The organism is Pseudomonas sp. FP1740 (assembly GCF_030687165.1).
Classification (GTDB): domain Bacteria; phylum Pseudomonadota; class Gammaproteobacteria; order Pseudomonadales; family Pseudomonadaceae; genus Aquipseudomonas.
In genome coordinates this window covers 6,248,536-6,271,791 of the sequence record NZ_CP117461.1, presented here as the reverse complement: position 1 = coordinate 6,271,791, position 23,256 = coordinate 6,248,536, and the positions used below count along the sequence as shown (strand labels likewise).

At 61.4% G+C, this 23,256-nt stretch carries 20 protein-coding genes; 14 read left to right on the top strand and 6 right to left on the bottom strand.

All coding sequences use genetic code 11. From position 1 onward, the window contains the following. Nucleotides 1–16: 16 nt before the first annotated feature. Nucleotides 17–673 carry an HAD family phosphatase gene (locus tag PSH69_RS28285; RefSeq protein ID WP_111453001.1) on the bottom strand — a complete coding sequence of 219 codons (657 nt, stop codon included), beginning with the start codon at nucleotides 671–673 and terminating at the stop codon, nucleotides 17–19. Between the two features lie 143 nt (nucleotides 674–816). Here PSH69_RS28285 and PSH69_RS28280 point away from each other — a divergent pair, with 143 nt between their 5' ends. Further along, the gene (locus PSH69_RS28280) at nucleotides 817–1,296 is read left to right on the top strand and encodes an RNA pyrophosphohydrolase (RefSeq protein ID WP_007897732.1); all 480 of its coding nucleotides are present in this window, start codon (nucleotides 817–819) and stop codon (nucleotides 1,294–1,296) included. A gap of 22 nt (nucleotides 1,297–1,318) precedes the next feature. Then, nucleotides 1,319–3,598 (top strand): phosphoenolpyruvate--protein phosphotransferase, encoded by a 2,280-nt coding sequence (gene ptsP, locus PSH69_RS28275; protein WP_105340763.1) that lies wholly within the window; start codon nucleotides 1,319–1,321, stop codon nucleotides 3,596–3,598. Between the two features lie 162 nt (nucleotides 3,599–3,760). Here the strand turns inward: ptsP and PSH69_RS28270 are convergent, their stop codons facing one another. Then, a complete protein-coding gene (locus PSH69_RS28270; protein WP_305410430.1) occupies nucleotides 3,761–4,507 on the bottom strand; it encodes an NRDE family protein in 747 nt (248 codons plus the stop codon). Between the two features lie 134 nt (nucleotides 4,508–4,641). Between PSH69_RS28270 and PSH69_RS28265 the strand changes: the two genes are divergently transcribed. The 3 genes from PSH69_RS28265 to PSH69_RS28255 all read left to right on the top strand — a co-directional run bounded on the left by PSH69_RS28265 (nucleotide 4,642) and on the right by PSH69_RS28255 (nucleotide 7,356). Then, complete coding sequence (locus tag PSH69_RS28265; RefSeq protein ID WP_105340765.1) at nucleotides 4,642–5,424, top strand: sulfite exporter TauE/SafE family protein; 783 nt, start codon at nucleotides 4,642–4,644, stop codon at nucleotides 5,422–5,424. Nucleotides 5,425–5,507: 83 nt separating this feature from the next. Further along, nucleotides 5,508–6,320 (top strand): prolipoprotein diacylglyceryl transferase, encoded by an 813-nt coding sequence (gene lgt / locus PSH69_RS28260; protein WP_064621002.1) that lies wholly within the window; start codon nucleotides 5,508–5,510, stop codon nucleotides 6,318–6,320. Nucleotides 6,321–6,384: 64 nt separating this feature from the next. After that, a complete protein-coding gene (locus PSH69_RS28255; protein WP_305410429.1) occupies nucleotides 6,385–7,356 on the top strand; it encodes a thymidylate synthase in 972 nt (323 codons plus the stop codon). Nucleotides 7,357–7,475: 119 nt separating this feature from the next. On the opposite strand, the gene cadR is transcribed toward PSH69_RS28255, so the two are convergent. Beyond that, a complete protein-coding gene (gene cadR, locus PSH69_RS28250) occupies nucleotides 7,476–7,925 on the bottom strand; it encodes a Cd(II)/Pb(II)-responsive transcriptional regulator (protein WP_007897786.1) in 450 nt (149 codons plus the stop codon). A gap of 84 nt (nucleotides 7,926–8,009) precedes the next feature. On the opposite strand from cadR, the gene PSH69_RS28245 reads away from it, so the two are divergent. From PSH69_RS28245 to PSH69_RS28215, 7 genes are all read left to right on the top strand, one after another. Then, nucleotides 8,010–10,331 carry a heavy metal translocating P-type ATPase gene (locus tag PSH69_RS28245; RefSeq protein ID WP_305410428.1) on the top strand — a complete coding sequence of 774 codons (2,322 nt, stop codon included), beginning with the start codon at nucleotides 8,010–8,012 and terminating at the stop codon, nucleotides 10,329–10,331. A 16-nt stretch (nucleotides 10,332–10,347) separates the two neighbouring features. Then, on the top strand, nucleotides 10,348–11,211 hold the full coding sequence (locus PSH69_RS28240) for a LysR family transcriptional regulator (protein ID WP_305410427.1): 864 nt from the start codon (nucleotides 10,348–10,350) through the stop codon (nucleotides 11,209–11,211). A gap of 142 nt (nucleotides 11,212–11,353) precedes the next feature. Next, complete coding sequence (locus tag PSH69_RS28235) at nucleotides 11,354–12,430, top strand: putative 2-aminoethylphosphonate ABC transporter ATP-binding protein (protein WP_305410426.1); 1,077 nt, start codon at nucleotides 11,354–11,356, stop codon at nucleotides 12,428–12,430. Next, nucleotides 12,430–14,154 carry a putative 2-aminoethylphosphonate ABC transporter permease subunit gene (locus PSH69_RS28230; RefSeq protein ID WP_305410425.1) on the top strand — a complete coding sequence of 575 codons (1,725 nt, stop codon included), beginning with the start codon at nucleotides 12,430–12,432 and terminating at the stop codon, nucleotides 14,152–14,154. The genes PSH69_RS28235 and PSH69_RS28230 overlap by 1 nt, the downstream gene beginning before the upstream one ends. Before the next feature lie 32 nt (nucleotides 14,155–14,186). After that, nucleotides 14,187–15,212, top strand: a complete 1,026-nt coding sequence (locus PSH69_RS28225; RefSeq protein ID WP_105340771.1) for a putative 2-aminoethylphosphonate ABC transporter substrate-binding protein — start codon at nucleotides 14,187–14,189, stop codon at nucleotides 15,210–15,212. A 125-nt stretch (nucleotides 15,213–15,337) separates the two neighbouring features. After that, a complete protein-coding gene (locus tag PSH69_RS28220; protein ID WP_305410424.1) occupies nucleotides 15,338–16,471 on the top strand; it encodes a TIGR03364 family FAD-dependent oxidoreductase in 1,134 nt (377 codons plus the stop codon). Nucleotides 16,472–16,615: 144 nt separating this feature from the next. Further along, entirely contained in the window at nucleotides 16,616–17,041 is a 426-nt protein-coding gene (locus tag PSH69_RS28215) for a hypothetical protein (protein WP_305410423.1), read from the top strand. Between the two features lie 10 nt (nucleotides 17,042–17,051). Here PSH69_RS28215 and PSH69_RS28210 read toward each other — a convergent pair whose 3' ends face one another. Both PSH69_RS28210 and PSH69_RS28205 read right to left on the bottom strand, forming a co-directional pair. Beyond that, on the bottom strand, nucleotides 17,052–18,428 hold the full coding sequence (locus PSH69_RS28210) for a GTPase/DUF3482 domain-containing protein (RefSeq protein ID WP_305410422.1): 1,377 nt from the start codon (nucleotides 18,426–18,428) through the stop codon (nucleotides 17,052–17,054). Further along, entirely contained in the window at nucleotides 18,421–19,800 is a 1,380-nt protein-coding gene (locus PSH69_RS28205; protein ID WP_305410421.1) for a DUF2868 domain-containing protein, read from the bottom strand. The genes PSH69_RS28210 and PSH69_RS28205 overlap by 8 nt, the downstream gene beginning before the upstream one ends. 85 nt (nucleotides 19,801–19,885) lie before the next feature. Between PSH69_RS28205 and PSH69_RS28200 the strand changes: the two genes are divergently transcribed. Then, entirely contained in the window at nucleotides 19,886–20,398 is a 513-nt protein-coding gene (locus PSH69_RS28200; RefSeq protein WP_305410419.1) for a dihydrofolate reductase, read from the top strand. 109 nt (nucleotides 20,399–20,507) lie between these two features. Here PSH69_RS28200 and PSH69_RS28195 read toward each other — a convergent pair whose 3' ends face one another. Then, nucleotides 20,508–21,899, bottom strand: coding sequence for an L-cystine transporter (locus tag PSH69_RS28195; protein WP_305410418.1), 1,392 nt, complete (start codon nucleotides 21,897–21,899; stop codon nucleotides 20,508–20,510). 238 nt (nucleotides 21,900–22,137) lie between these two features. Between PSH69_RS28195 and PSH69_RS28190 the strand changes: the two genes are divergently transcribed. Beyond that, nucleotides 22,138–23,205: a haloacid dehalogenase-like hydrolase gene (locus PSH69_RS28190; RefSeq protein WP_305410417.1), complete on the top strand. Its 1,068-nt coding sequence runs from the start codon at nucleotides 22,138–22,140 to the stop codon at nucleotides 23,203–23,205. Nucleotides 23,206–23,256 lie beyond the last annotated feature (51 nt).

Here is a 23,256-nt window from a genome sequence, read left to right as displayed (position 1 = left end):
GCTGCTACAGGCTTAATCAGTCGCGCAGACTGATCACCGGCCAACCCCGCTTCTCGGCTTCGGCCCGCAGGTTCGGATCCGGATCGACCGCAATCGGGTTGGTCACTATCTCCAGCAATGCCAAGTCGTTCATCGAGTCGCTGTAGAAATAGCTGTTTTCCAGGCTGTGGCCGGTCTCTTCCAGCCAACGAGTCAACCGGGTCACCTTGCCTTCACGGAAGCACGGGACATCGGTGCTGCGCCCGCTGTACCGTCCGTCGATCATTTCGCATTCGGTGGCGATCAGGGTCTCGACGCCCAAACGCGTGGCAATCGGCCCGGTCACAAAGCGATTGGTGGCGGTGATGATGACCAGCTTGTCGCCAGCCTCACGGTGTTGGGCCAACAGTTCGAGGCCCTTGGGCAGCACGATCGGTTCGATGCAGTCGCGCATGTAGTCCAGGTGCCATTGATCCAGCGTAGCCATTTCGGTGCGACCGAGGACTTCCAGGCAGAAGTTCAGGTACGCATCGTTATCCAGCTTGCCGGCCAGGTAATCCTGATAGAACTCGTCGTTGCGCGCCTTGTAGGCGACGGCGTCGAGGAAACCGCGTTCGCACAGATAATCGCCCCAGGCGTGGTCACTGTCGCCGCCCAGAAGCGTGTTGTCCAAGTCGAATAAAGCCAGCCGCATTGCAGTTACTCGCTGAAAAGTCTGTAGAAAGGTCTCCAGAATACGGACTTTTCACAAGAGTGCACATAAGGTAGGTCGGCTCGTTGCTGCTTTCACAACCTTTGTGGAACAATGCGGCGACATGCGTTTGCGAGGTTGTTGCCGTGATCGACCCCGATGGTTTCCGCCCCAATGTCGGGATCATTCTGACGAATGATGCTGGCCAGGTGCTATGGGCTCGCCGAATCAATCAAGATGCCTGGCAGTTTCCACAGGGCGGGATCAACCCCCAGGAGACGCCGGAAGACGCCTTGTACCGCGAGTTGAACGAAGAAGTGGGCCTGGAGCGCGAAGATGTTGAAATTCTCGCCTGCACCCGGGGCTGGTTGCGTTATCGTTTGCCGCAACGTCTGGTCAGAACGCACAGCCAACCGCTGTGCATCGGCCAGAAGCAGAAATGGTTTCTCCTGCGCCTGATCTCCAACGAGCAGCGGGTGCGGATGGATTTGACCGGTAAACCGGAATTCGATGGCTGGCGCTGGGTCAGCTATTGGTATCCGTTGGGCCAGGTGGTGACATTCAAGCGCGAGGTGTATCGACGCGCTCTCAAAGAGCTTGCCCCGCGCCTTTTAGCGCGCGACTGACGACGGAGTTCGACCCCGAGCCATGCTCAATACGCTGCGCAAGATCGTCCAGGAAGTTAACTCCGCCAAGGATCTCAAGGCGGCGTTGGGGATTATTGTGTTGCGCGTCAAAGAGGCCATGGGCAGCCAGGTCTGCTCGGTCTACCTGCTTGATCCAGAGACCAACCGCTTCGTGCTGATGGCCACCGAGGGCTTGAACAAGCGCTCGATCGGCAAAGTCAGCATGGCACCCAACGAAGGTCTGGTCGGCCTGGTCGGCACGCGTGAAGAACCCCTGAACCTCGAAAACGCCGCGGATCACCCGCGCTACCGTTACTTCGCCGAGACCGGTGAAGAGCGCTACGCGTCGTTCCTCGGGGCGCCGATCATTCACCACCGCCGCGTCGTCGGCGTGTTGGTCATTCAACAAAAGGAACGCCGCCAGTTCGATGAGGGTGAAGAAGCCTTCCTCGTGACCATGAGCGCGCAGCTCGCCGGCGTTATCGCCCACGCCGAGGCCACCGGTTCGATCCGTGGCCTGGGCCGTCAGGGCAAAGGTATCCAGGAAGCAAAGTTCGTCGGCGTACCGGGTTCGCCGGGCGCGGCGGTCGGCACCGCGGTCGTCATGCTGCCACCGGCCGACCTGGACGTGGTGCCGGACAAGACCATCACCGACATTGATGCAGAGCTTGCACTGTTCAAGACCGCCATCGAAGGCGTGCGCGCCGACATGCGCGCCTTGTCCGCCAAGCTGGCAACCCAGCTGCGACCTGAAGAGCGGGCGCTGTTCGACGTCTACCTGATGATGCTCGACGATGCCTCGCTCGGCAGCGAAGTCACCACGGTGATCAAGACCGGTCAGTGGGCCCAGGGCGCGTTGCGTCAGGTGGTTACCGATCACGTCAACCGTTTCGAACTGATGGACGACGCCTACCTGCGTGAGCGGGCCTCGGACGTCAAAGACCTCGGCCGCCGTTTGCTCGCCTACTTGCAGGAAGAGCGGCAGCAGACGCTGGTCTACCCCGACAACACCATTCTGGTCAGCGAAGAACTGACGCCGGCAATGCTTGGCGAGGTGCCGGAAGGCAAGCTGGTGGGCCTGGTGTCGGTACTCGGTTCCGGCAACTCCCACGTGGCGATCCTGGCGCGCGCCATGGGTATTCCGACGGTGATGGGCCTGGTCGACCTGCCGTACTCCAAGGTCGACGGCATCCAGATGATCGTCGACGGCTACCACGGCGAGGTCTACACCAACCCGAGTGACGTGCTGCGCAAGCAGTTCGCCGACGTGGTCGAGGAAGAGAAACAACTGGCCCTCGGGCTGGATGCATTGCGCGACCTGCCGTGCGTAACGGTCGATGGCCACCGCATGCCGCTGTGGGTCAACACCGGCCTGCTGGCGGACGTGGCACGGGCGCAGAAGCGTGGTGCCGAGGGCGTGGGTCTGTACCGCACCGAAGTGCCGTTCATGATCAACCAGCGTTTCCCGAGCGAAAAGGAACAACTGGCGATCTATCGCGAGCAACTTGCCGCGTTCCATCCACAACCAGTGACCATGCGTAGCCTGGACATTGGCGGTGACAAGGCGCTGTCGTACTTCCCTATCAAGGAAGACAACCCGTTCCTCGGCTGGCGCGGCATTCGCGTGACCCTCGACCACCCGGAAATCTTCCTGGTACAGACCCGCGCCATGCTCAAGGCCAGCGAAGGCCTGAACAACCTGCGTATTCTGCTGCCGATGATTTCCGGCACCCATGAACTGGAAGAAGCCTTGCACCTGATCCACCGCGCCTGGGGCGAAGTCCGCGACGAAGGCACCGACGTGCCGATGCCGCCGGTTGGCGTGATGATCGAGATTCCGGCAGCGGTGTATCAGACCAAGGAACTGGCGCGGCAGGTGGACTTCCTGTCGGTCGGCTCCAACGACCTGACCCAGTACCTGCTGGCCGTGGACCGAAACAACCCACGGGTGGCCGACCTTTACGACTACCTGCACCCGGCGGTACTGCAAGCCTTGCAGAGCGTGGTGCGTGATGCCCATGCCGAAGGCAAGCCGGTGAGTATCTGCGGCGAAATGGCCGGTGATCCGGCGGCGGCGGTGCTGTTGATGGCAATGGGCTTCGACAGCCTGTCGATGAACGCCACCAACTTGCCGAAAGTGAAGTGGATGCTGCGTCAGATCAACCTGAGCAAGGCCAAGGAACTGCTCGCCGAGCTGATGACCATCGACAACCCGCAAGTTATCCACAGCTCGCTGCAACTGGCGCTGAAAAACCTTGGGTTGGCACGGATGATCAATCCGGCTTCGGTCAAGACCCTCTAGGTCCGCGGCGGCCCCTGTGGCGAGGGAGCTTGCTCCCGTTCGGCTGCGAAGCAGTCGTGATTCAGCCGATGCGATCTTTATGAAAGAACGCATCGGCTGGATCGGGAGCGCTTCGCACTCTAGCGGGAGCAAGCTCCCTCGCCACAGTTTATTGCCCGACCTTCAAACCCTGACTTCCACTTCCCCTAGATGCCCACCATACGGCCCGAAACTCCGCTCGACCATATGCCGCATCCCATTCGCCTGAACAATCAACGCCGTGCTCGCCCGCGTCCCATAAGCCTGGCTCTTGATAAACACGCTCGACAACAACGTCTCGGTGGCTTGCCCCACGCCAGTGTCCGGCAGCTCGGCAAGCGGCGCCGTCTGTGGATCGCTGAGCAAGGCCAATAGCGCCTGCGGCTGCGGGTCGTCCAGCGCTTCGCTCAAGGCTGCCTTGGCCTTGAGCACTTTTGGCCACGGCGTATCCAGCCCCGCGTTCGATAACCCATAAATCCCTGGTTCGAGCCTGACCGCTGCGGTTTCCCGAGCGTTGAAATGCCAGAGCTCGTTGGCATTGCCAATCAACAGATTAAATCCGGCATATTCAGCCGAACGTCCGATAACGTCGTTTAAATAGTCTTCAACCGGTGTTTCCCCGTTGAGGAATTGCGCCACCAGTTCGCCTCGCGACCTGGCGGCCGGCGGCTGAAGGGGATCGCGGATGTTGGTCAGTGCGGCAAAGCGCCGATTGGCGCCGACACCGAGCCATGTACCGCCAGCCTCCAGGTCACGCCCGGCGTAGACATGCGGAGCGTGCGGCCATTGCGCCAGGGGCAGGCTGGGCCGGGCATAGAATTCGTCGCGGTTGGCCGCCACGATCAGCGGCTGGGGATGACCCGGCCGCCAGGCAAAGACAATCAGGCACATAAGGCGGTCCTTGTGTGTTTTTTGCTCACTTTACGCAGACATCGCTCATCGATCCATCGCCATCCGCAGTGGAGCCCAAGGCCATGCATCCGTTACCATGCCGCTCCTGTTTCGGGATGCTTGGGGATGTGGCCATGGAATTTCTGCTCTATCTGGCGCTGGGCGCCTGTGCGGGCGTGCTGGCCGGGCTGTTTGGGGTAGGCGGCGGGATTATCATCGTCCCGGTGCTGGTGTTCAGCTTCACCTTGCAGGGATTTGATCCGTCGATCCTGACGCATCTTGCAGTCGGCACTTCCCTGGCGACGATCATTTTTACGTCGGTCAATGCGGTTCGCGAACATCATCGCCGTGGCGCCGTGCGTTGGCCGATTTTTGCCTGGATGACCCTCGGCATTCTGATCGGTGCCGGTTTCGGCGCGCTGACCGCCGAAGCGATCTCCGGGCCGAATTTGCAGAAGATCATCGGCGTATTCGCGTTGATCATCGCTGTTCAACTTGCCTTGGACTTCAAACCCAAGGCCAGCCGAACGGTGCCCGGTAAAGTCGGTCTGACCGTGGCCGGCAGTGTAATTGGCTGGGCCTCGGCGATTTTCGGGATTGGCGGCGGCTCATTGACTGTGCCGTTCCTGACCTGGCGCAGTGTGCCGATGCAACAGGCGGTGGCCACATCGTCGGCCTGTGGCCTGCCCATCGCTTTGGCAAGTGCATTAAGTTTCATGATTCTGGGCTGGCACGATCCACTGCTGCCGGCCCATAGTCTCGGTTTTGTTTATTTGCCGGCGCTGCTGGGGATCGCTCTGACCAGCATGGTCTTCGCCCGCCTCGGTGCACGACTGGCCCACAGGCTGTCGCCACGCTTGCTGAAAAGACTGTTTGCCGCTTTGCTGTTTTGCGTCGGCTTGAACTTCCTGCTCTGACACGTAACGCAATCCTGGCTTAATCCTGGCGTGACAGCGTCGCCCGGGAATTTTGAAAGTTTCAACTCTAACGAGGAGTCGCAATGCTGCCTTACCCGCAGATCGACCCGGTGGCCCTGGCCATCGGTCCGCTGAAAATCCACTGGTACGGCCTGATGTACCTGGTCGGCATCGGTGGCGCGTGGCTGCTGGCGTCCCGTCGGCTGAACCGCTTCGACCCGACCTGGACCAAGGAGAAACTCTCCGACATGGTGTTCTGGATGTCGATGGGCGTCATCGTCGGCGGCCGCCTGGGTTATGTGCTGTTTTATGATCTGAGCGCTTACCTGGCCAACCCGATGTTGATCTTCGAAGTGTGGAAGGGCGGCATGTCGTTCCACGGTGGCTTCATCGGTGTGATGCTCGCAGCGTTGTGGTTTGGTAAAAAGAACAACAAGTCGTTCTTCCAGCTGATGGACTTCGTCGCGCCGATGGTGCCGATCGGCCTGGGTGCCGGGCGCATCGGTAACTTCATCAACGCCGAGTTGTGGGGCAAGCCGACCGACGTGCCGTGGGCGATGATCTTCCCGCCGTTCAGCGACCCGGCGCAGTTGCCGCGTCACCCGTCGCAGCTGTACCAGTTTGCGCTGGAAGGTGTGGCGCTGTTCCTGATCCTCTGGCTGTTCTCGCGCAAGCCACGGCCGACCATGGCGGTATCCGGGATGTTTGCGCTGTTCTATGGCATTTTCCGTTTCATCGTCGAGTTCGTCCGCGTTCCGGATGCGCAACTGGGCTATCTGGCGTGGAACTGGCTGACCATGGGCCAGGTGCTGTGCGTACCGATGATCGTCGGCGGTCTATTCCTGATCTGGCTGGCTTATCGACGCGCCCCGGCGGCCCCCGCAGCGGCTGTATAAGCAGCAGGCGCAAAAAATTCGAACCCCGGGGCGACGGCTCCGGGTTCAAGGACACAGGTAATTCATGAAGCAATATCTCGAACTGGTCGCCCACGTCATCAAGAACGGCACCAAGCAGGCCAACCGTACCGGCGTGAACACCATCAGCTTTCCGGGCGCGATGCTGCGCTTCGATTTGCAGGAAGGTTTCCCGGCGATCACCACCCGCAAGATGGCTTTCAAGTCGGCCATCGGCGAGATGTGCGGTTTTCTGCGCGGGGTGAATAACGCCGCTGAATTTCGTGCGCTGGGTTGCAAGGTCTGGGACCAGAACGCCAACGAAAACGCCCAGTGGCTGGCCAACCCGTTCCGTCAGGGCGAAGACGACCTCGGCGAGATCTACGGCGTGCAATGGCGCAAATGGCCGGCGTACAAGCAGATCCCGGTCAGCAACCAGGCCGCCATCGAGCAGACCCTGAGCCAGGGTTATCGGCAGATCGCCGAAGGCGAGGAAGATGGCCAGGCTTATGTGGTGCTGTACAAGGCGATCGACCAGATCCGCCAGTGTGTCGACACCATCATCAAGGACCCAGGCAGCCGTCGCATTCTGTTCCACGGCTGGAACGTTGCGCAGCTCGATGAAATGGCCCTGCCGCCGTGCCACTTGCTGTACCAGTTCCACCCGAATGTCGAGACCAGGGAAATCTCCCTGACCCTCTACATCCGCTCCAACGACCTGGGCCTGGGCACGCCGTTCAACCTCACCGAAGGCGCTGCGCTGCTGAGCCTGATCGGCCGTCTGACCGGTTACACGCCGCGCTGGTTCACCTATTTCATCGGCGATGCCCACGTCTACGAAAACCACCTGGACATGCTCAACGAACAGCTCAAGCGCGAGCCGTTCGCCATGCCGAAGCTGAAGATCTCCGACCGTGTGCCGGAGTTCGCCAAGACCGGTTTGTATCAGCCGGAGTGGCTGGAGCTGATCGAGCCAAGTGATTTCTCGCTCGAAGGTTATGAGCATCACGCGCCGATGACTGCGCCGATGGCGGTCTAGCCCACCTGATCATTCCCACGCTCTGCGTGGGAATGACTCCCGTGACGCTCTGCGTCACAGTGGACGCGGAGCGTCCATGGCTGCATTCCCACGCAGAGCGTGGGAACGATCATGGGCTGCTAATGCCCGTGGCTTCGGCCAACATGGGAATGTTCAACCTCCGTCGCGACAACCCCGCCACTCACCTCCAGCCGCTGCAAAATCCCGCACTGATCGATATCCGGCCCTTCGCTGCAGCGTTGGCGCAGGTCGAGCAGTTGTGTCTGCAAGGCCAACAAGCCGTCGATTCGTGCCTTCACATGATGGATATGCTCGTCGATCAACGCGTTGACGTTTTCGCATTGATCCTGCGGGCTGTCGCGCAGGGCCAGCAGGCTGCGGATTTCCTCCAGGGTCATGTCGAGGGTGCGGCAATTGCGGATGAAAGTCAGGCGTTCGGCGTGGGCCTGGGTGTAGACGCGATAATTGCCGTCGCTGCGGGCCGGTTCCGGCAGCAGGTTTTCGCGCTCGTAGTAGCGGATGGTTTCCACGGCGCAGTCGGTGAGTTTCGCCAGTTCTCCTATTTTCATCGCGTCGATCTCCAAAAGGGTGCTTGACCCTATAGTGGCTACAGGGTCTTTACTTGGCAACAGGCACCTTCATGGACGCGACCAATGAGCGATTCTCTTCACACCCACAAACCCGAGGCTGATCACGATCACGATCACGATCACGATCACGATCACGATCACGATCACAGCCACAAGCTGCAGCCTGCGCCCCAGCATGCCCATGGTAGCCATGATCATGGCGGCCACGGCGATGCCTGCTGTTCCTCCAAAGAGGCGCCATCGCTGATCAAGTTGAGCGAGACACCGACCGCCGGCGCGCGGCTGAGCAGCTTCCGCATCGAGGCCATGGACTGCCCGACCGAGCAGACGCTGATCCAGAACAAACTCGGCAAGCTTGCGGGTGTGCAGCAACTGGAATTCAACCTGATCAACCGGGTGTTGGGCGTGACCCACGACCTGCCAACCAGCGCGCCGATCATCGATGCGATCAAGTCCCTCGGCATGCACGCCGAGCCGCTGGAACAAGGCGTCGAAGCGCCAATACCTGTGCCAGAGAAAAAACCTTGGTGGCCATTGGCGCTGTCCGGCGTTGGTGCATTGGCGGCTGAAGTGATCCACTTCACTAACGCGGCGCCCAATTGGGTGGTGGCGGTGATTGCGCTGATCTCAATCCTCAGTGGCGGCCTGGGTACCTATAAAAAGGGCTGGATCGCCCTGAAAAACCTCAACCTGAACATCAACGCGCTGATGAGCATCGCGGTGACCGGTGCGGTCCTGATCGGCCAGTGGCCGGAAGCGGCGATGGTGATGTTCCTGTTCACCGTGGCCGAGTTGATTGAAGCCAGGTCCCTGGACCGGGCGCGCAACGCCATCGGCGGACTGATGCAGATGGCGCCTGAGCAAGCCACGGTGCAGCAAGCCGACGGCAGTTGGGTCGCACAACCGGTGAAAAGCATCGAATTGGGTGCACGGGTGCGGGTGCGTCCCGGTGAGCGGATCGGTCTGGACGGCGAAGTGTTGTCCGGCAGTTCGACGATCAACCAGGCGCCGATCACCGGTGAAAGCCTGCCGGTCGAAAAAACCATCGGCGACAAAGTGTTCGCCGGCACCATCAACCAGTCCGGTTCACTGGAATTCACCGTGACCGCAGCGGCCGATCACTCGACCCTCGCGCGGATCATCCACGCCGTCGAACAGGCCCAGGGCGCGCGGGCGCCGACCCAGCGTTTCGTCGACAGCTTTTCGAAAATCTACACACCGGCGGTGTTCATTCTGGCCCTCGCCGTGGCGGTGATCCCGCCGCTGTTCATGGACGCGCTGTGGTTCGACTGGATCTATCGGGCGCTGGTGTTGCTGGTGGTCGCCTGCCCATGCGCCTTGGTGATTTCCACTCCGGTGACCATTGTCAGCGGCCTCGCGGCAGCGGCGCGCAAAGGGATTCTGGTCAAGGGCGGCGTCTACCTGGAGCACGGCTACAAACTCGATTACCTGGCTTTCGACAAGACCGGCACCCTCACTCACGGCAAACCGGTGCAGACCGACTATTTGTCCCTCGACCCGACCGCCGATCAAACAGCTCCGGCCATTGCGGCGGCACTGGCGGGTCGCTCGGATCACCCGGTGTCGCTGGCCATCGCTAACGCGGCTATGGATGCCGTTGTGGATAACCCAACTGCGCCGCTGACTGTGGATAACTTTCACGCCCTGGCGGGACGAGGCGTGCGTGGTGAGATCAACGGTGAGCTCTACCACTTGGGCAACCACCGCCTGGTGGAAGATCTGGGCCTGTGTTCGCCAGCGCTGGAAGAGCAGCTGTTTGCGCTGGAGAAACAGGGCAAGTCGGTGGTGCTGTTGCTCGACAAGTCGGGTCCGTTGGCCTTGTTTGCCGTCGCGGACACCGTGAAAGCGACCAGTCGCGAAGCGATCCAGCAATTGCATGAACTGGGCATCAAAACCCTGATGCTGACCGGTGACAACGTTCACACCGCCGAGGTCATCGCCGCCCATGTGGGCATCGATCAGGCGCAAGGCGATCTGTTACCGAGCGAGAAGCTGCAGGCCATCGAAACGTTGTATGCCCAGGGCTATCGCGTGGGAATGGTCGGCGACGGCATCAACGACGCCCCCGCACTGGCGCGGGCCGAGATCGGTTTCGCCATGGCGGCCGCCGGGACCGACACCGCCATCGAAACCGCCGATGTCGCCCTGATGGACGACGATCTGCGCAAGATCCCGGCCTTCATCAGCTTGTCGCGGCAGACCTCCAATATCCTCAAACAGAACATTGCCCTGGCATTGGTCATCAAAGCGATCTTTCTTGGGGTAACCTTCGCCGGGCTCGCCACCATGTGGATGGCGGTGTTCGCCGACATGGGCGTGAGCCTGTTGGTGGTGTTCAACGGTTTGCGCCTGTTGCGCAAATAGACGATGAGGAACGGGTGTGCTGAGTGCCGAGCTGAAGGCGTTTTACATGGTGGCCCGGCTGGGCAGCATTACCCTGGCGGCGAAAAAGCTCGGCCTGAGCCAACCGACGGTGACCACCCAGATCCGGCACCTGGAAAGCCAGTATTCGGTGGAGCTGTTCTACCGTGGCGGCCGCCGCCTCAGCGTCAGCGACGAAGGCGCGCAGTTGTTGCCGATGGTCAAGGCACTGTTGCAGCAGGAAGCCGATATCGAGTTCTTCCTGCGTAACAGCGGTCAGGTCCAGGGCACGTTGCGCATCGCCGCCACGGCGCCGTACTACATCCTCGATCTGGTGAAGACCTTTCGCGAGCGCTTGCCGCAGGTGGAAGTGTCGGTGGAAATCGGCAATTCCCAGCAGGTGCTCGAAGCGCTGGAGGAGTACCGGGTCGATGTCGCCGCGTCTTCGCAGTTGCTCGACGATGCGCGGCTGATCCGCCGGGTACTCGGTAGTGATCCACTGGTGTTGGCGGTGCATCGCAATCATCCGCTGGCGGTGCATGACCATGTCCCGCTCAGTGCATTGGCTGGGTATACCTTGTTGATGCGCGAGTCGGGCTCGACCACCCGGCGCTTGACCGAAGAGTTGCTGGCCGGCACCGGGGTGAGTTTCGGGCCGCTGCTGGAGATTGGTAGCCGCGAGTCGATTCGTGAGGCGGTGTTGCGCAATATCGGTATCAGCATCATCGCCCGGCAGGAAGTGCCGCACGATCCGCAATTGCGGGTGCTGACCCTCGAAAATGCGCCGCAGATTCTCGAGTACCTGTACTGCCTCAAGGAGCGAAAAGGCGCCCGGCTGCCGGCGGCGTTTCTCGGGTTGGCGCAGGAAATGGCCCCGGCGTAGATCCCTCGCCACAGGTTATTCACTGTTCGTTCCATCCAACTAAAATCCCCGAATACCACTATCGGCCGTTTTTGCCTCGTTGCCACATGACGGACGCATTGCAAACCTAGGATGGCCCTCATCTGCTTGATGAGGCCTGTCCATGAACCACTCGATCGCAACTGCCCTGACCAACCCCGGTGCGCCGATGAAAGTGCGCGGCGTGCAGAAGCGCTTCGGTGCGTTCACCGCGCTGGATAACGTTTCCCTCGACGTGGCGGCCGGTGAACTGGTGTGTCTGCTGGGGCCGTCGGGTTGTGGCAAGACCACCTTGCTGCGCTGCATCGCCGGCCTTGAGCGCCAAGACAGCGGCGAGTTATACCTCGGTGATCGCGACGTTTCCCACCTGCCGCCTCAAGCCCGGGACTACGGCATTCTCTTCCAGTCCTACGCGCTGTTTCCCAATCTCACCGTCGAAGCGAACATCGCCTACGGCCTCTCTAGCAGCAGTCGCGATGAAGTGCGCCAGCGCGTCGGTCAGATGCTGGAGCTGGTTGGCCTCACCGGCAGCGAGAAAAAATACCCCGGCCAATTGTCCGGCGGCCAGCAGCAACGCGTAGCGCTGGCCCGGGCTCTGGCGCCGGCCCCTTCCTTGTTGTTGCTGGACGAACCGATGTCGGCGCTCGACGCCCGGGTCCGCGAGCATTTGTGCACCGAGTTGCGCCAGCTGCAGCGCAACCTCGGCATCACCACCCTGATGGTCACCCACAATCAGGACGAAGCCATGCTGATGGCCGACCGCATCGCCGTGATGAACAACGGCAAGGTCGAGCAGTACGCCACACCGCAGGACATCTACGACCGTCCGGCCACACCGTTTGTGGCGGAGTTCGTCGGTCAGGGCAACTGGCTGCCGTTCCGCCGTAGCAGCGACAATCATGCCCTGGTCGGCGGGATGCACATACGCTTGGCCGAAGGCAGTGCGAAAACCTCGTCGGGCCGGTTGTTCTGCCGCCCCGAAGCGATCAACGTCAACCCGCTGGTGCACGAAGAAAACCTGTTCCCGGCCAAGGTTCGCGAAATCACGTTCCTCGGCAACCGTTGCCGCATGAGTTTCGAACTCGATCAACTGCCGGGTCATGCATTGCTGGCGGAACTGGCGCCGGAAGCGATGCCGCGTCTCGGTGCGCAACAGATCATGGTCGCCTTGCCTCCGCGCAGCCTGCAGGTGTTTGCCTGATGAACGCGAACGTCGCGCCGCCGATACCGCACAAGCAGGTTCGGCAGACCTCCCGTGCCGAGATCGGCGAGCGGCTGTTCGTGGTCGGCGGCAAGCTGCTGTTGTTGGTGATGCTCGGCGTGGCGGTGTTGATGCCATTGCTGGCGATCTTCTGGCGCGGGTTCAGTTCGCAGGCCGGGCAGGGCGGTGGTCTGGTGGCTGCCGGTGAATTGCTGACCAGTGCGAATTTCCATTGGTTGCTGGGTAACAGCCTGAAGGTTTCCCTCAGTGTGGCGGCGATTGTCGTACCGTTGGCCTACCTGTTTGCCTACGCCCTGCAACGCACGTTGATTCCTGGCAAAGGCATCTGGCGCGGCATGTCGCTGCTGCCATTGATGGCGCCGTCGATGTTGCCGGGGATTGCGCTGGTTTATCTGTTCGGCAATCAGGGCCTGTTGCGCGGTCTGTTCTCGGACAACATCTACGGGTTCTGGGGCATTGTGCTCGGCGAGGTCATCTACACCTTCCCACACGCCTTGATGATTTTGCTGTCAGCGCTGTCCCTGGCGGATGCGCGACTGTTCGATGCCGCCTCCAGTATGGGCGCGAGCCCGGCGAAAGCCTTTCGCAGCATCACTTGGCCGGCGTCCCGTCAGGCGGTGTTCGCGGCGTTCTGTCTGGTGTTCACCCTGACCATCACCGACTTCGGTGTGCCCGTGGTGGTCGGTGGCGACTATCAGGTGTTGGCGCTGGAAGCCTACAAAGCGGTGGTCGGCCAGCAACAATTCGGTCGCGGCGCACTGATCGGCATGGTTCTGCTGCTGCCGGCGCTATTCAGCTTTGGTGTCGACGCCTGGCTGCGTCGGCGTCATGGCGATTCCATGAGTGGTCGGGCGCAAGTCTTTCAGCCAATGCCGTCGAGGCTGCGCGACGGTTGTTATCTGGCCATCGTGCTGCTGATCTGCGCGGTGTTGCTGCTGGTGTTCGGCATGGCGGTGTACTCGTCGCTGGTGAAGTTCTGGCCGTACAACCTGTCGCTGTCGCTCAACCATTACCAGTTCAACGACACCGCGGGCGGCGGCTGGCTGGCCTATGGCAACAGCGTGAAGATGGCGTTGTGCACGGCGTTGATCGGCAGCGTGCTGATCTTCACCGGCGCCTACCTGATGGAGAAAACCCGTGGCCAGCGCGGGCTGAATCTGACACTGCGCATGCTCAGTTTCGTACCGATGGCGGTGCCGGGTCTGGTGCTGGGCCTGGGTTACGTCTTCTTCTTCAACCTCAGCGGCAATCCGCTGCATGTGCTCTACGGCAGCATGACGCTGCTGGTGGTTTGCACCATTGCTCACTATTTGACCACCGCGCAAATGACCGCCACCACCGCGCTGCGCCAGCTCGACGCCGAGTTCGAAGCCACCGCGCTGTCGCTCAAGGCGCCGCTGTACCGGCATTACCTGCGGGTCACCGTGCCGATTTGCCTGCCGGCGCTGCTGGACATCGTGCGCTATCTGTTCGTTTCGGCCATGACCACCGTCTCGGCGGCGATCTTCCTCTACAGCCCCGACACCATCCTTGCGGCGGTGGCGGTGCTGAACATGGATGACGCCGGCAACGTCGGCGGTGCGGCGGCGATGTCGACCCTGATTCTATTCACCTCGGCGGGCGTGTCCCTGCTACTGGCCTGGGCCTCGCGCGGTTTGTTACGCCGCTCCCAGGCCTGGCGGCAGACCGCGCCCGGTCTTTGATTCACACCTTCAACTCACACAGGAATTGCACCATGTTCAAGCCCTTGGCCCTGGCCGCTGCTGTCCTCACCGCTTTCAGCCTGAACGCCTTCGCTGCGAAAACCGAGTTGACGGTGTACACCGCCCTCGAAGCCGAACAACTGAAAACCTACAAAGAGGCCTTCGAAAAGGCCAACCCGGACGTCGAGATCAAGTGGGTGCGCGACTCCACCGGCATCATCACCGCCAAGCTGCTGGCCGAAAAAGCCCGCCCGCAAGCCGACGCGGTGTGGGGGCTGGCGGCGTCGAGCCTGGCGATCCTCGATCAACAGGGGATGCTGCAAAGCTACGCGCCGAAGGACCTGGGCAAGATCGGCGGCAACTACCGCGACGCCGCCAACCCACCGGCCTGGGTCGGCATGGACGTGTGGGCGGCAACCATTTGCTTCAACACTGTTGAAGCCGAAAAGCAGGGGCTGAGCAAACCCGTGAGCTGGCAGGACCTGACCAAGCCTGAGTACAAAGGCAAGATCGTCATGCCCAACCCGGCCTCGTCCGGCACCGGTTTCCTCGACGTCAGCGCCTGGCTGCAAACCTTCGGCGAGAAGCAGGGCTGGCAATACATGGACGACCTGCACCAGAACATCGGTCAGTACGTTCACTCCGGTTCCAAACCGTGCAAGCTCGCCGCTGCCGGTGAATTCCCGATCGGTATTTCCTTCGAATACCCGGCCGTTCAACTGAAGCGCCAAGGCGCGCCGCTGGACATCATCCTGCCGAAAGAAGGCCTGGGCTGGGAGATCGAGGCGACCGCCGTGATCAAAGGCACCGCGCATGAAGAAGCAGCGAAGAAACTGGCCGACTTCTCCGCAAGCCCGGCGGCGATGGAGCTTTATAAAGAGAACTTCGCGGTGCTCGCGCAACCGGGGATCGCCAAGCCGCAGACCGAATTGCCGGCGGACTATGAGCAGCGCCTGATCAAGAACGACTTTGCCTGGGCCTCGAAGAATCGCGACGAGATCCTCAGCGAATGGCGCAAACGCTATGACGGCAAGTCCGAGAAAGTGGCTGCCAAGTAAGCACCACCGATCGTTCCCACGCTCTGCGTGGGAATGCAGCAAAGGACGCTCCGCGTCCCCTGTGACGCGGAGTGTCACGGGATTCATTCCCACGCGGAGCGTGGGAACGATCATTGGGGAACTCCATGATTCAACACAACGACATGCTGATCGTAGGCGCCGGCATCCTCGGCCTGTCCCACGCCTATGCCGCCGCCAGACGCGGCCTCAAGGTCAAAGTCTTCGAACGCAGCGCCACACCGTTGGGCGCTTCGGTGCGCAACTTCGGCCAGGCACTGGTCACCGGCCAGCCACCGGGACCGATGCTCGAACTGGCCAGGGCCAGCCGCGACATCTGGGGCCAATGGGCACAACTGGCCGGTCTGCAACTCAAGCGCAACGGCTCATACCTGTTCGCCCGCACTGAAGCCGAAGAGTATTTGCTGGAAGCCTTCTGCGCCGGTCGCGCCGTGGAGCACGGTTACCGCGTCGACCTGTTGCGCGGTGCCGAATTGCGCGATGTATACGGCGGTCAGTTCAGCCATCACAGCGCCGCGTTGCACGGCATGGACGACCAACAGCTGTATTCCCGCGAAGCGATTCCGGCGTTGATCGACTACCTGCACCGTGAGTTGGGCGTCGAGTTTCACTTTTCCACCCTGGTGCGCGACATCGAGCCGGGTCGTTTGCACAGCACCGCCGGCACCTTCAACGCGGGGCAGATCATCGTCTGCTCCGGCCACGATTATCAAACGCTGCTGGCCGAGCCGATTGCCAAACTCAAGCCGCAAGTCTGCCGCCTGCAAATGCTCCGCGCCCGGCCGCAGATCAACCTCAACCTGCAACACGCACTACTCACCGGTTTGAGTTGCGTGCACTACGGCGCCTTCGCCGATCTGCCGGAAGCCGCGGCGGTACAGGCGCAGATTATGCGTGAGGCGCCCCATCTGCATGAAAACGGCATCCACCTGCTGATCAGCCCGACGCCTTACGGTGAGTTGATCATCGGCGACTCCCACCATTACGGCAGCGATCCATCACCGTTCAATGCCGAACAGGTGGACGACTGGATGCTCGAACTGGCCGAGCAGACGTTGGGCTGCAAAGTGCAGGTGGTCGAGCGCTGGCAGGGTGTTTACGGTTCACGCGGCCCCGGTCCGTTTTCCTTTCTGCGGCCGATGCCGGGTGTGAGCGTGGCGCTGATGCACTCCGGTGTCGGTATGAGCGTCGGGCCGGCGATGGCCGAACGTAACGTGGCCACTTTATTGGGAGGCAGTTGAAGGACCTCAAGGCCTTGAAGCGCAAGGCCGTGGGTCTGTTGTCCCGCGCTCTGGGTTGAGTTGTCCGACACACGATAGGGAATCGGTTTATGGATCAATGCGCGTCAAAGAATCAATCTGGCCTTTTTGCAAAGGAATGCACGGATGCATTTTTTGAAAGTGATCGCACAGGACCGGAGCGGGAAGGGCTCGGCGGATACCGTCGGTTTCCAGTTTTTTGAAGATGATCAGTTGCAGCGCGAGGCGACGGATGCGGATCGTCAACGGCTCAAGTCTTTCGGCAAGACGTACTTGAAATGCGCCTGGTACAACTCGGGTGAAAGCGAGGAGCGGCACTTGCGGATCTTCTCGGAAAACCCCAGTGCCGACGGCTCGCCAGAAACGGTACGGCTGCATTTTCATGAGGGACCGATAATTACCTACAAGGCAGCGGCCCGCGATCTGGATAATGACGGGGTTTTCGAGTTGATATTGAGCTCGGATGTGGACAACGACGGGCGAGCGAACAGGACGGATCGTAGCCGCGTGAAGGCATTGGCCAAAGAGTTTCTGAAACTGGATTGGCGCTGACGATCATGGGCTAAAGCTGCTGCGCCAACACCTCAACCTGCTCCTGCCGCTCCGCTTGATTCAGCTTCGAATGAGGATTGAGCGATGACCACTGCGGATGGGCCCGCGCCTTGTTCAGCGCTTCCGGCAGTTTGCCTTCGCGCCAGGTTTTGTCCTGCGGTGTGGCGACCTGAATGCTGTCCAGCGCCGCATGCCCACGCTGGTTCAGGGCTTGCAGCAATTGCCGCTGGCGCAAGGCCAACAGCCGCAGCACGCTGTCGTCGACGGTCAGTTCTCGCTGGCCTTTGATCTTGCCCAGCAGGCGGCTGCCGTAACTGCGCGCGGTTTGCAGGGCGCCGCCGGCAATCGCTCCGGCCAGTGCCGCCGCGCCGAGGGTCAGGCCACCCACCAGCAGATCGACACCGGCCCCGGCCGCCGCGCCAGCCGCTATGCCACCGCCGACTCGCACACCGAGCTGCTTCAGGGTTTCCGGGTTGAACAGGTCATCGCCCCAGCGGCCATCGAGCAGCGGCAGGTCACTGGCCGCCGCGTCCTGTGGGCGGAAAGCGTAGAGCTTGAGCAAGGCTTCAACGCAGCGTTGTTCGCGCTGACGCACCGCTTTGCGCAGTTCGCTGATCGCTTGCTGCTCCTGCTCCGCCTCGCTGACAACACTGCGGCGGCAGGCGGCGCAATCGATCAATAAATCGGCGATCAGCTGCGTAGCACTCTGCCGACGGGCCAGGCGTTGGGCCTGCTGATCGGCGATCAGGCGTTCCAATTGTTCGCGGGAGTTTTCCAGCAGCAGCGCAAGGCTTTCATAGAGTCGACGTTCGCCATCTTCCGGCGGCGCGACGCTGTCGAACCGCACCAAGGCATGCAAGCCCAACCGCGCCAGGGCCTCACGCCAATCCGGTTCGCGCTGCTGGGCGCTGCTGACAAAATTCAGCACCGGCAGCAGCGGTTTGCCGCAACTGGCCAGCACTTGCAGTTCGTCGCGGTACTTGGCCAGCACCGGCTCCCGGGCGTCGATCACATAGAGGCCGGCGTCGGAGGCAAGCAATTGCCGCAACACCTTGGCTTCCTGTTCGAAGCGCTGCCGGGCTTCGCTGCCCTCAAGGAAGCGCGCCAGCCGCGCCGGGCCGTCGAGGCGTTCACCGGGTCGCTCCAGGCGCTCGAGGTAGTCGAGCAGGGCGATGGCATCTTCCAGGCCCGGCGTGTCGAACAGATCGAGCAGAGGCTCGCCGTCCACCGACAATCGCGCGCCCTCGACGTGGCGCGTGGTGCTGGGGCGATGGGACACTTCGCCGAAGCCGACATCCCGCGTCAGCGTGCGCAGCAACGAGGTTTTGCCGACGTTGGTGTGGCCGACCACGGCGAGCTTCAAGGGCTGTTTCCGGGTATCAGTCATGACCCGTCTCCAGCCAGTTCAATGGCGCGCAATCGGCGAATGGCAGGTCCAGTTGTTGCAGCGCAACATGCCAGTCGCCCAGGCGTTCGGCATCCAGTGCTTCGCCGGGCGGCGCTTGCAGCAGCCACACGCGGGTAGCCGTAGCACTGCGAGCCAGTTCGGCAATCAGCGCGAGGCTGCCACGGTCCGGCGAACGCCGTGGATCGCAGGCGATGGCCAGGCGGGCCGGGGGAAAGCGACTCAGTTGTTCAAGCAGTTTGTGCCGGGATTCGCGGCTGTCGAGGATGCCGGCGTCGTTGACGCTTTTCGGCAGCTGCGGTGGCCAGGGGCGTTGATCGTCCAGCTCGATGGCCACCAACAGTGCGCCATCGCTTTGCAGATCGCTGGCCGCGTTTTCAACCCGGTGAAGTTGCTCAGGCGCGGCATCGCTAATACCCAAGCGTTCGCTGGTGGGCATCAGCCGTTCGCGCAGTTGGGCGTAACCTGGCAGGTTCAAGTCCAGATGCAAGGCTGCCTGGCCGGTTTTCCAGCGCCACCGGCAGAACAATGCGAGCAGCAAACGCGGTAACACGCCGTACACCAGCAGCACGCCCACCAGCCACGCCGCCCAGGCCTGGCGGGCGCTTTCGATGTTCAGCGCGGCATCGCCGCTGGCGCGGATCATCTCCACGCTGGGCACACTGAAACCGAGCAAGGCCGGCAGGGCGCCGAGGGCCTGGGTCATGGCGACGAAGGTGTCGGCGCCGAGGATGGTGGTCTCCCAGACGAAGCCATAGCGCCGGGTCGCCATCAGCGTCAGCAGCATCACCAAGGCACTGAGCATCGCCAACAACCATAAGCCGTTGACCAGCACACCCAGCGCCCACCGATTGAGTTTCTGCCGTTGCAGCAACAGCAGCAGGGCTGGCGCCAGTTGCGCGGCGTTGGCATCGCGGGCGAGTTTTTCACTGAGCCACAACCACAAGCGTCCGAGGGCGGCGCTCTGTTCGCCGGCGAACACCAGGCCCAGGGCCCAGCTCAATAGCAGAATCAGGTTCAGCCCCAGCAGGCTGCCCAAGGCCCAGAACACATTGACCGGGGACCGGCCGTCGCCCAGCGCGGCAAACGCCAGGCCGGCGCCACTGATCACGGCCAGCACGGCGAGCACGATCAACGCCAGTCGCGCGCCTTGCAGCCAGTGTTTGAGGGCGCGGGTCTGCCCGTCGCGCTCGGCCAGCCACCGGGCGCGGCATTGAATACGCGTCGGCAGGTCGCCGCCGGCGCTACGGGCGACTCGGTTGGCTTCCAGATCATCCAGAGGCCCGGCGTGTTCTTCACGCAGGCGTATGGTTTCGCTCAGCCAGAGGTTTTGCAGGGGCGTCAGTTCAGTCACGCGGCATCCCGTCGCTTCATTGAGCGATGAGCATAACCGCTGTGACGCTTATCGGGGTAAGGGAGGCTCTGGTATCCTCGCCGGCATGACTAAATCACTCCCCCTCAGCCTGATCGCAGCCCTCGGTGAAAACCGTGTGATCGGCGTCGACAACAGCATGCCCTGGCACTTGCCGGGGGACTTCAAATACTTCAAGGCCACCACCCTCGGCAAGCCGATCATCATGGGGCGCAAGACCTGGGATTCCCTCGGTCGTCCGCTGCCGGGCCGGTTGAACATCGTGGTCAGTCGCCAGGCGGATCTGCAGCTGGAAGGCGCGGAGGTTTATCCGTCACTGGAGGCGGCCGTGGTTCGCGCCGAGGAATGGGCGCTGGAGCAGGGTGCCAATGAGTTGATGTTGATTGGTGGTGCGCAGTTGTATGCGCAAGGTCTGGAGCAGGCCGATCGGCTATACCTGACGCGCGTGGCGCTGAGCCCGGAAGGGGATGCGTGGTTTCCGGAGTTTGATGTGAACCAGTGGAAGCTGGTGTCGAATGTTCCGAATCCGGCAGAAGGCGATAAGCCGGCGTACAGCTTTGAGGTGTGGGAGCGCACATAGATCGTTCCCACGCTCTGCGTGGGAATGCAGCCGTGACGCTCCGCGTCACTGGACGCGGAGCGTCCCTTGAGGCATTCCCACGCGGGAGCGTGGGAACGATCAGTACGGGTTAAGCGTGAGCCAACTCCGAATGCTCATCCGCATCCAACAGCGCTTTATCCGTCTGCTGCATGATCTGGCTGGTGATCGCCCCAGCGGTGATCGAGCCACTGACGTTCAACGCCGTGCGACCCATGTCGATCAGCGGTTCAACGGAAATCAGCAACGCCACCAGTGACACCGGCAAACCCATGGCCGGCAACACGATCAGCGCGGCGAAGGTTGCACCGCCACCAACCCCGGCCACCCCGGCCGAACTCAGCGTCACAATCGCCACCAACGTCGCGATCCACAACGGGTCCAGCGGGTTGATGCCCACGGTTGGCGCAACCATCACCGCCAGCATTGCCGGGTACAGACCGGCACAGCCGTTCTGGCCAATGGTCGCGCCAAACGAGGCAGCGAAACTGGCGATGGACTGCGGAATGCCCAAACGACTGGTCTGGGCTTCGATGCTCAGCGGAATGGTGGCGGCGCTGGAGCGGCTGGTGAAGGCGAACGTCAGCACTGGCCAGATTTTGCGGAAGAAGCGCAACGGGTTGATCCCGGCGGCCGACACCAGCACGCCATGGATCACAAACATCAGGCCCAGGCCGATGTAGGACACCACCACGAAACTGCCGAGCTTGATGATGTCTTGCAGGTTGGAGCCGGCGACCACTTTGGTCATCAGCGCCAACACACCGTATGGGGTCAGCTTCATCACCAGGCGCACCAGACGCATTACCCAGGCTTGCAGGGTGTCGATGGCGTTGATCACTTTCTGACCTTTCTCGACATCATCCTTGAGCAGTTGCAGCGCCGCGACCCCAAGGAATGCGGCGAAGATCACCACACTGATGATCGACGTCGGCTTGGCGCGAGCGAGGTCGGCGAACGGGTTCTGCGGGATGAACGACAACAACAGTTGCGGCACATTCAGGTCGGCGACCTTGCCCGCATAGTCGGTCTGGATGGTTTGCAGGCGAGCCATTTCCTGGGTACCGGCGACCAGACCTTCGGCGGTGAGGCCGAACAGGTTGGTCAGGCCAATGCCGATCAGCGCCGCGATGGCGGTGGTGAACAGCAGCGTGCCGATGGTCAGGAAGCTGATCTTGCCCAGCGACGAAGCGTTGTGCAGACGGGCCACGGCACTGAGGATCGAGGCGAACACCAGCGGGATCACGATCATCTGCAGCAACTGCACGTAACCGTTGCCCACCAGATCGAACCAACCGATCGAAGCTTTCAACACTGGGTTGCCTGTACCATAAATCGTGTGCAGGGCGATACCGAATACCACGCCCAGCACCAGCGCCAGCAATACCTTTTTGGCCAGGCTCCAGGTGGTGTGACGGGTTTGCGCCAGGCCAAAGAGCAAGGCGAGGAACACCAGCAGATTGAGGATCAGCGGCAGATTCATAGAGGCTCCATAGACTTGTGCCAGCCACCTTCGTGTGTGACTGCGAACCGGTAAGCCTAACAGCTTGATATGTAATGATTTAATATCAAAAGCAACGGTCGACTGTCGTTTTTGGAATAAGCCAATGACGCTATAAGGAATGCGGCTGGCGGAATCAGGATGCAAGCGGTCGCGGGCAGACGAGGACTGTCACACTTATTTGTTAGCGTCGATTTCTTTGAACCGGGGAGAAACGACGATGAAACATGCACCGAAATTTCTTGCTGCTGCACTGGGATTGGGGTTGGGCCTGGGCCTTGTCGGGCAGGTTTTCGCCACCGATTTACAACACTGGCCAGCGGATCAGGCCAAGGCGCTGGACGCGATGATCACGGCCAATGCCAACAAGGGTAATTTCGCGGTGTTCGACATGGACAACACCAGTTACCGCTACGACCTTGAAGAGTCGTTGCTGCCGTTCATGGAAAACAAGGGGCTGATCACCCGCGAGAGCCTCGACCCCTCTCTGAAACTGATGCCGTTCAAGGACACCGCCGACCATAAGGAAAGCCTGTTCAGCTACTACTATCGCCTCTGCGAAATCGACGACATGGTTTGCTACCCATGGGTCGCCCAAGTGTTTTCCGGCTTCACGCTCCAGGAGCTCAAGGCCAACGTCGATGAGTTGATGGCGTCTGGTAAACCGGTGCCGAGCACTTATTACGATGGCGACGTGGTCAAGACCATCGACGTCAATCCGCCGAAAATCTTCACCGGTCAGAAAGAGCTCTACAACAAGCTGATGGAGAACGGCATCGAGGTCTACGTGATGACCGCCGCCTCCGAAGAGCTGGTGCGCATGGTCGCTGCCGATCCGAAGTACGGCTACAACGTCAAACCGCAGAACGTGATCGGCGTGACCACGCTGCTCAAGGACCGCAAGACTGGCGAGCTGACCACGGCGCGTAAGCAGATTACTGCCGGCAAGTATGACGAAAAGGCTAACCTGGGCCTGGAACTGACGCCGTACCTGTGGACCCCGGCCACTTGGATGTCCGGTAAGCAGGCGGCCATCCTGACCTACATCGATGAATGGAAGAAACCGGTCCTGGTGGGCGGCGATACCCCGACCAGCGATGGTTACATGCTGTTCCACAGTGTCGACGTGTCCAAGGGCGGCATCCATTTGTGGGTTAACCGCAAAGACAAGTACATGACCCAGATTAACGGCATGATGGCCAAAAACGCTGCAGCCCAGGCCAAAGAAGGGTTGGCGGTGACGGCGGACAAGAACTGGGTGATCGTCAAGCCTGAAGAGATTCAATAAGCGCTGTGATGATCGTTCCCACGCTCTGCGTGGGAATGCAGCCCGTGACGC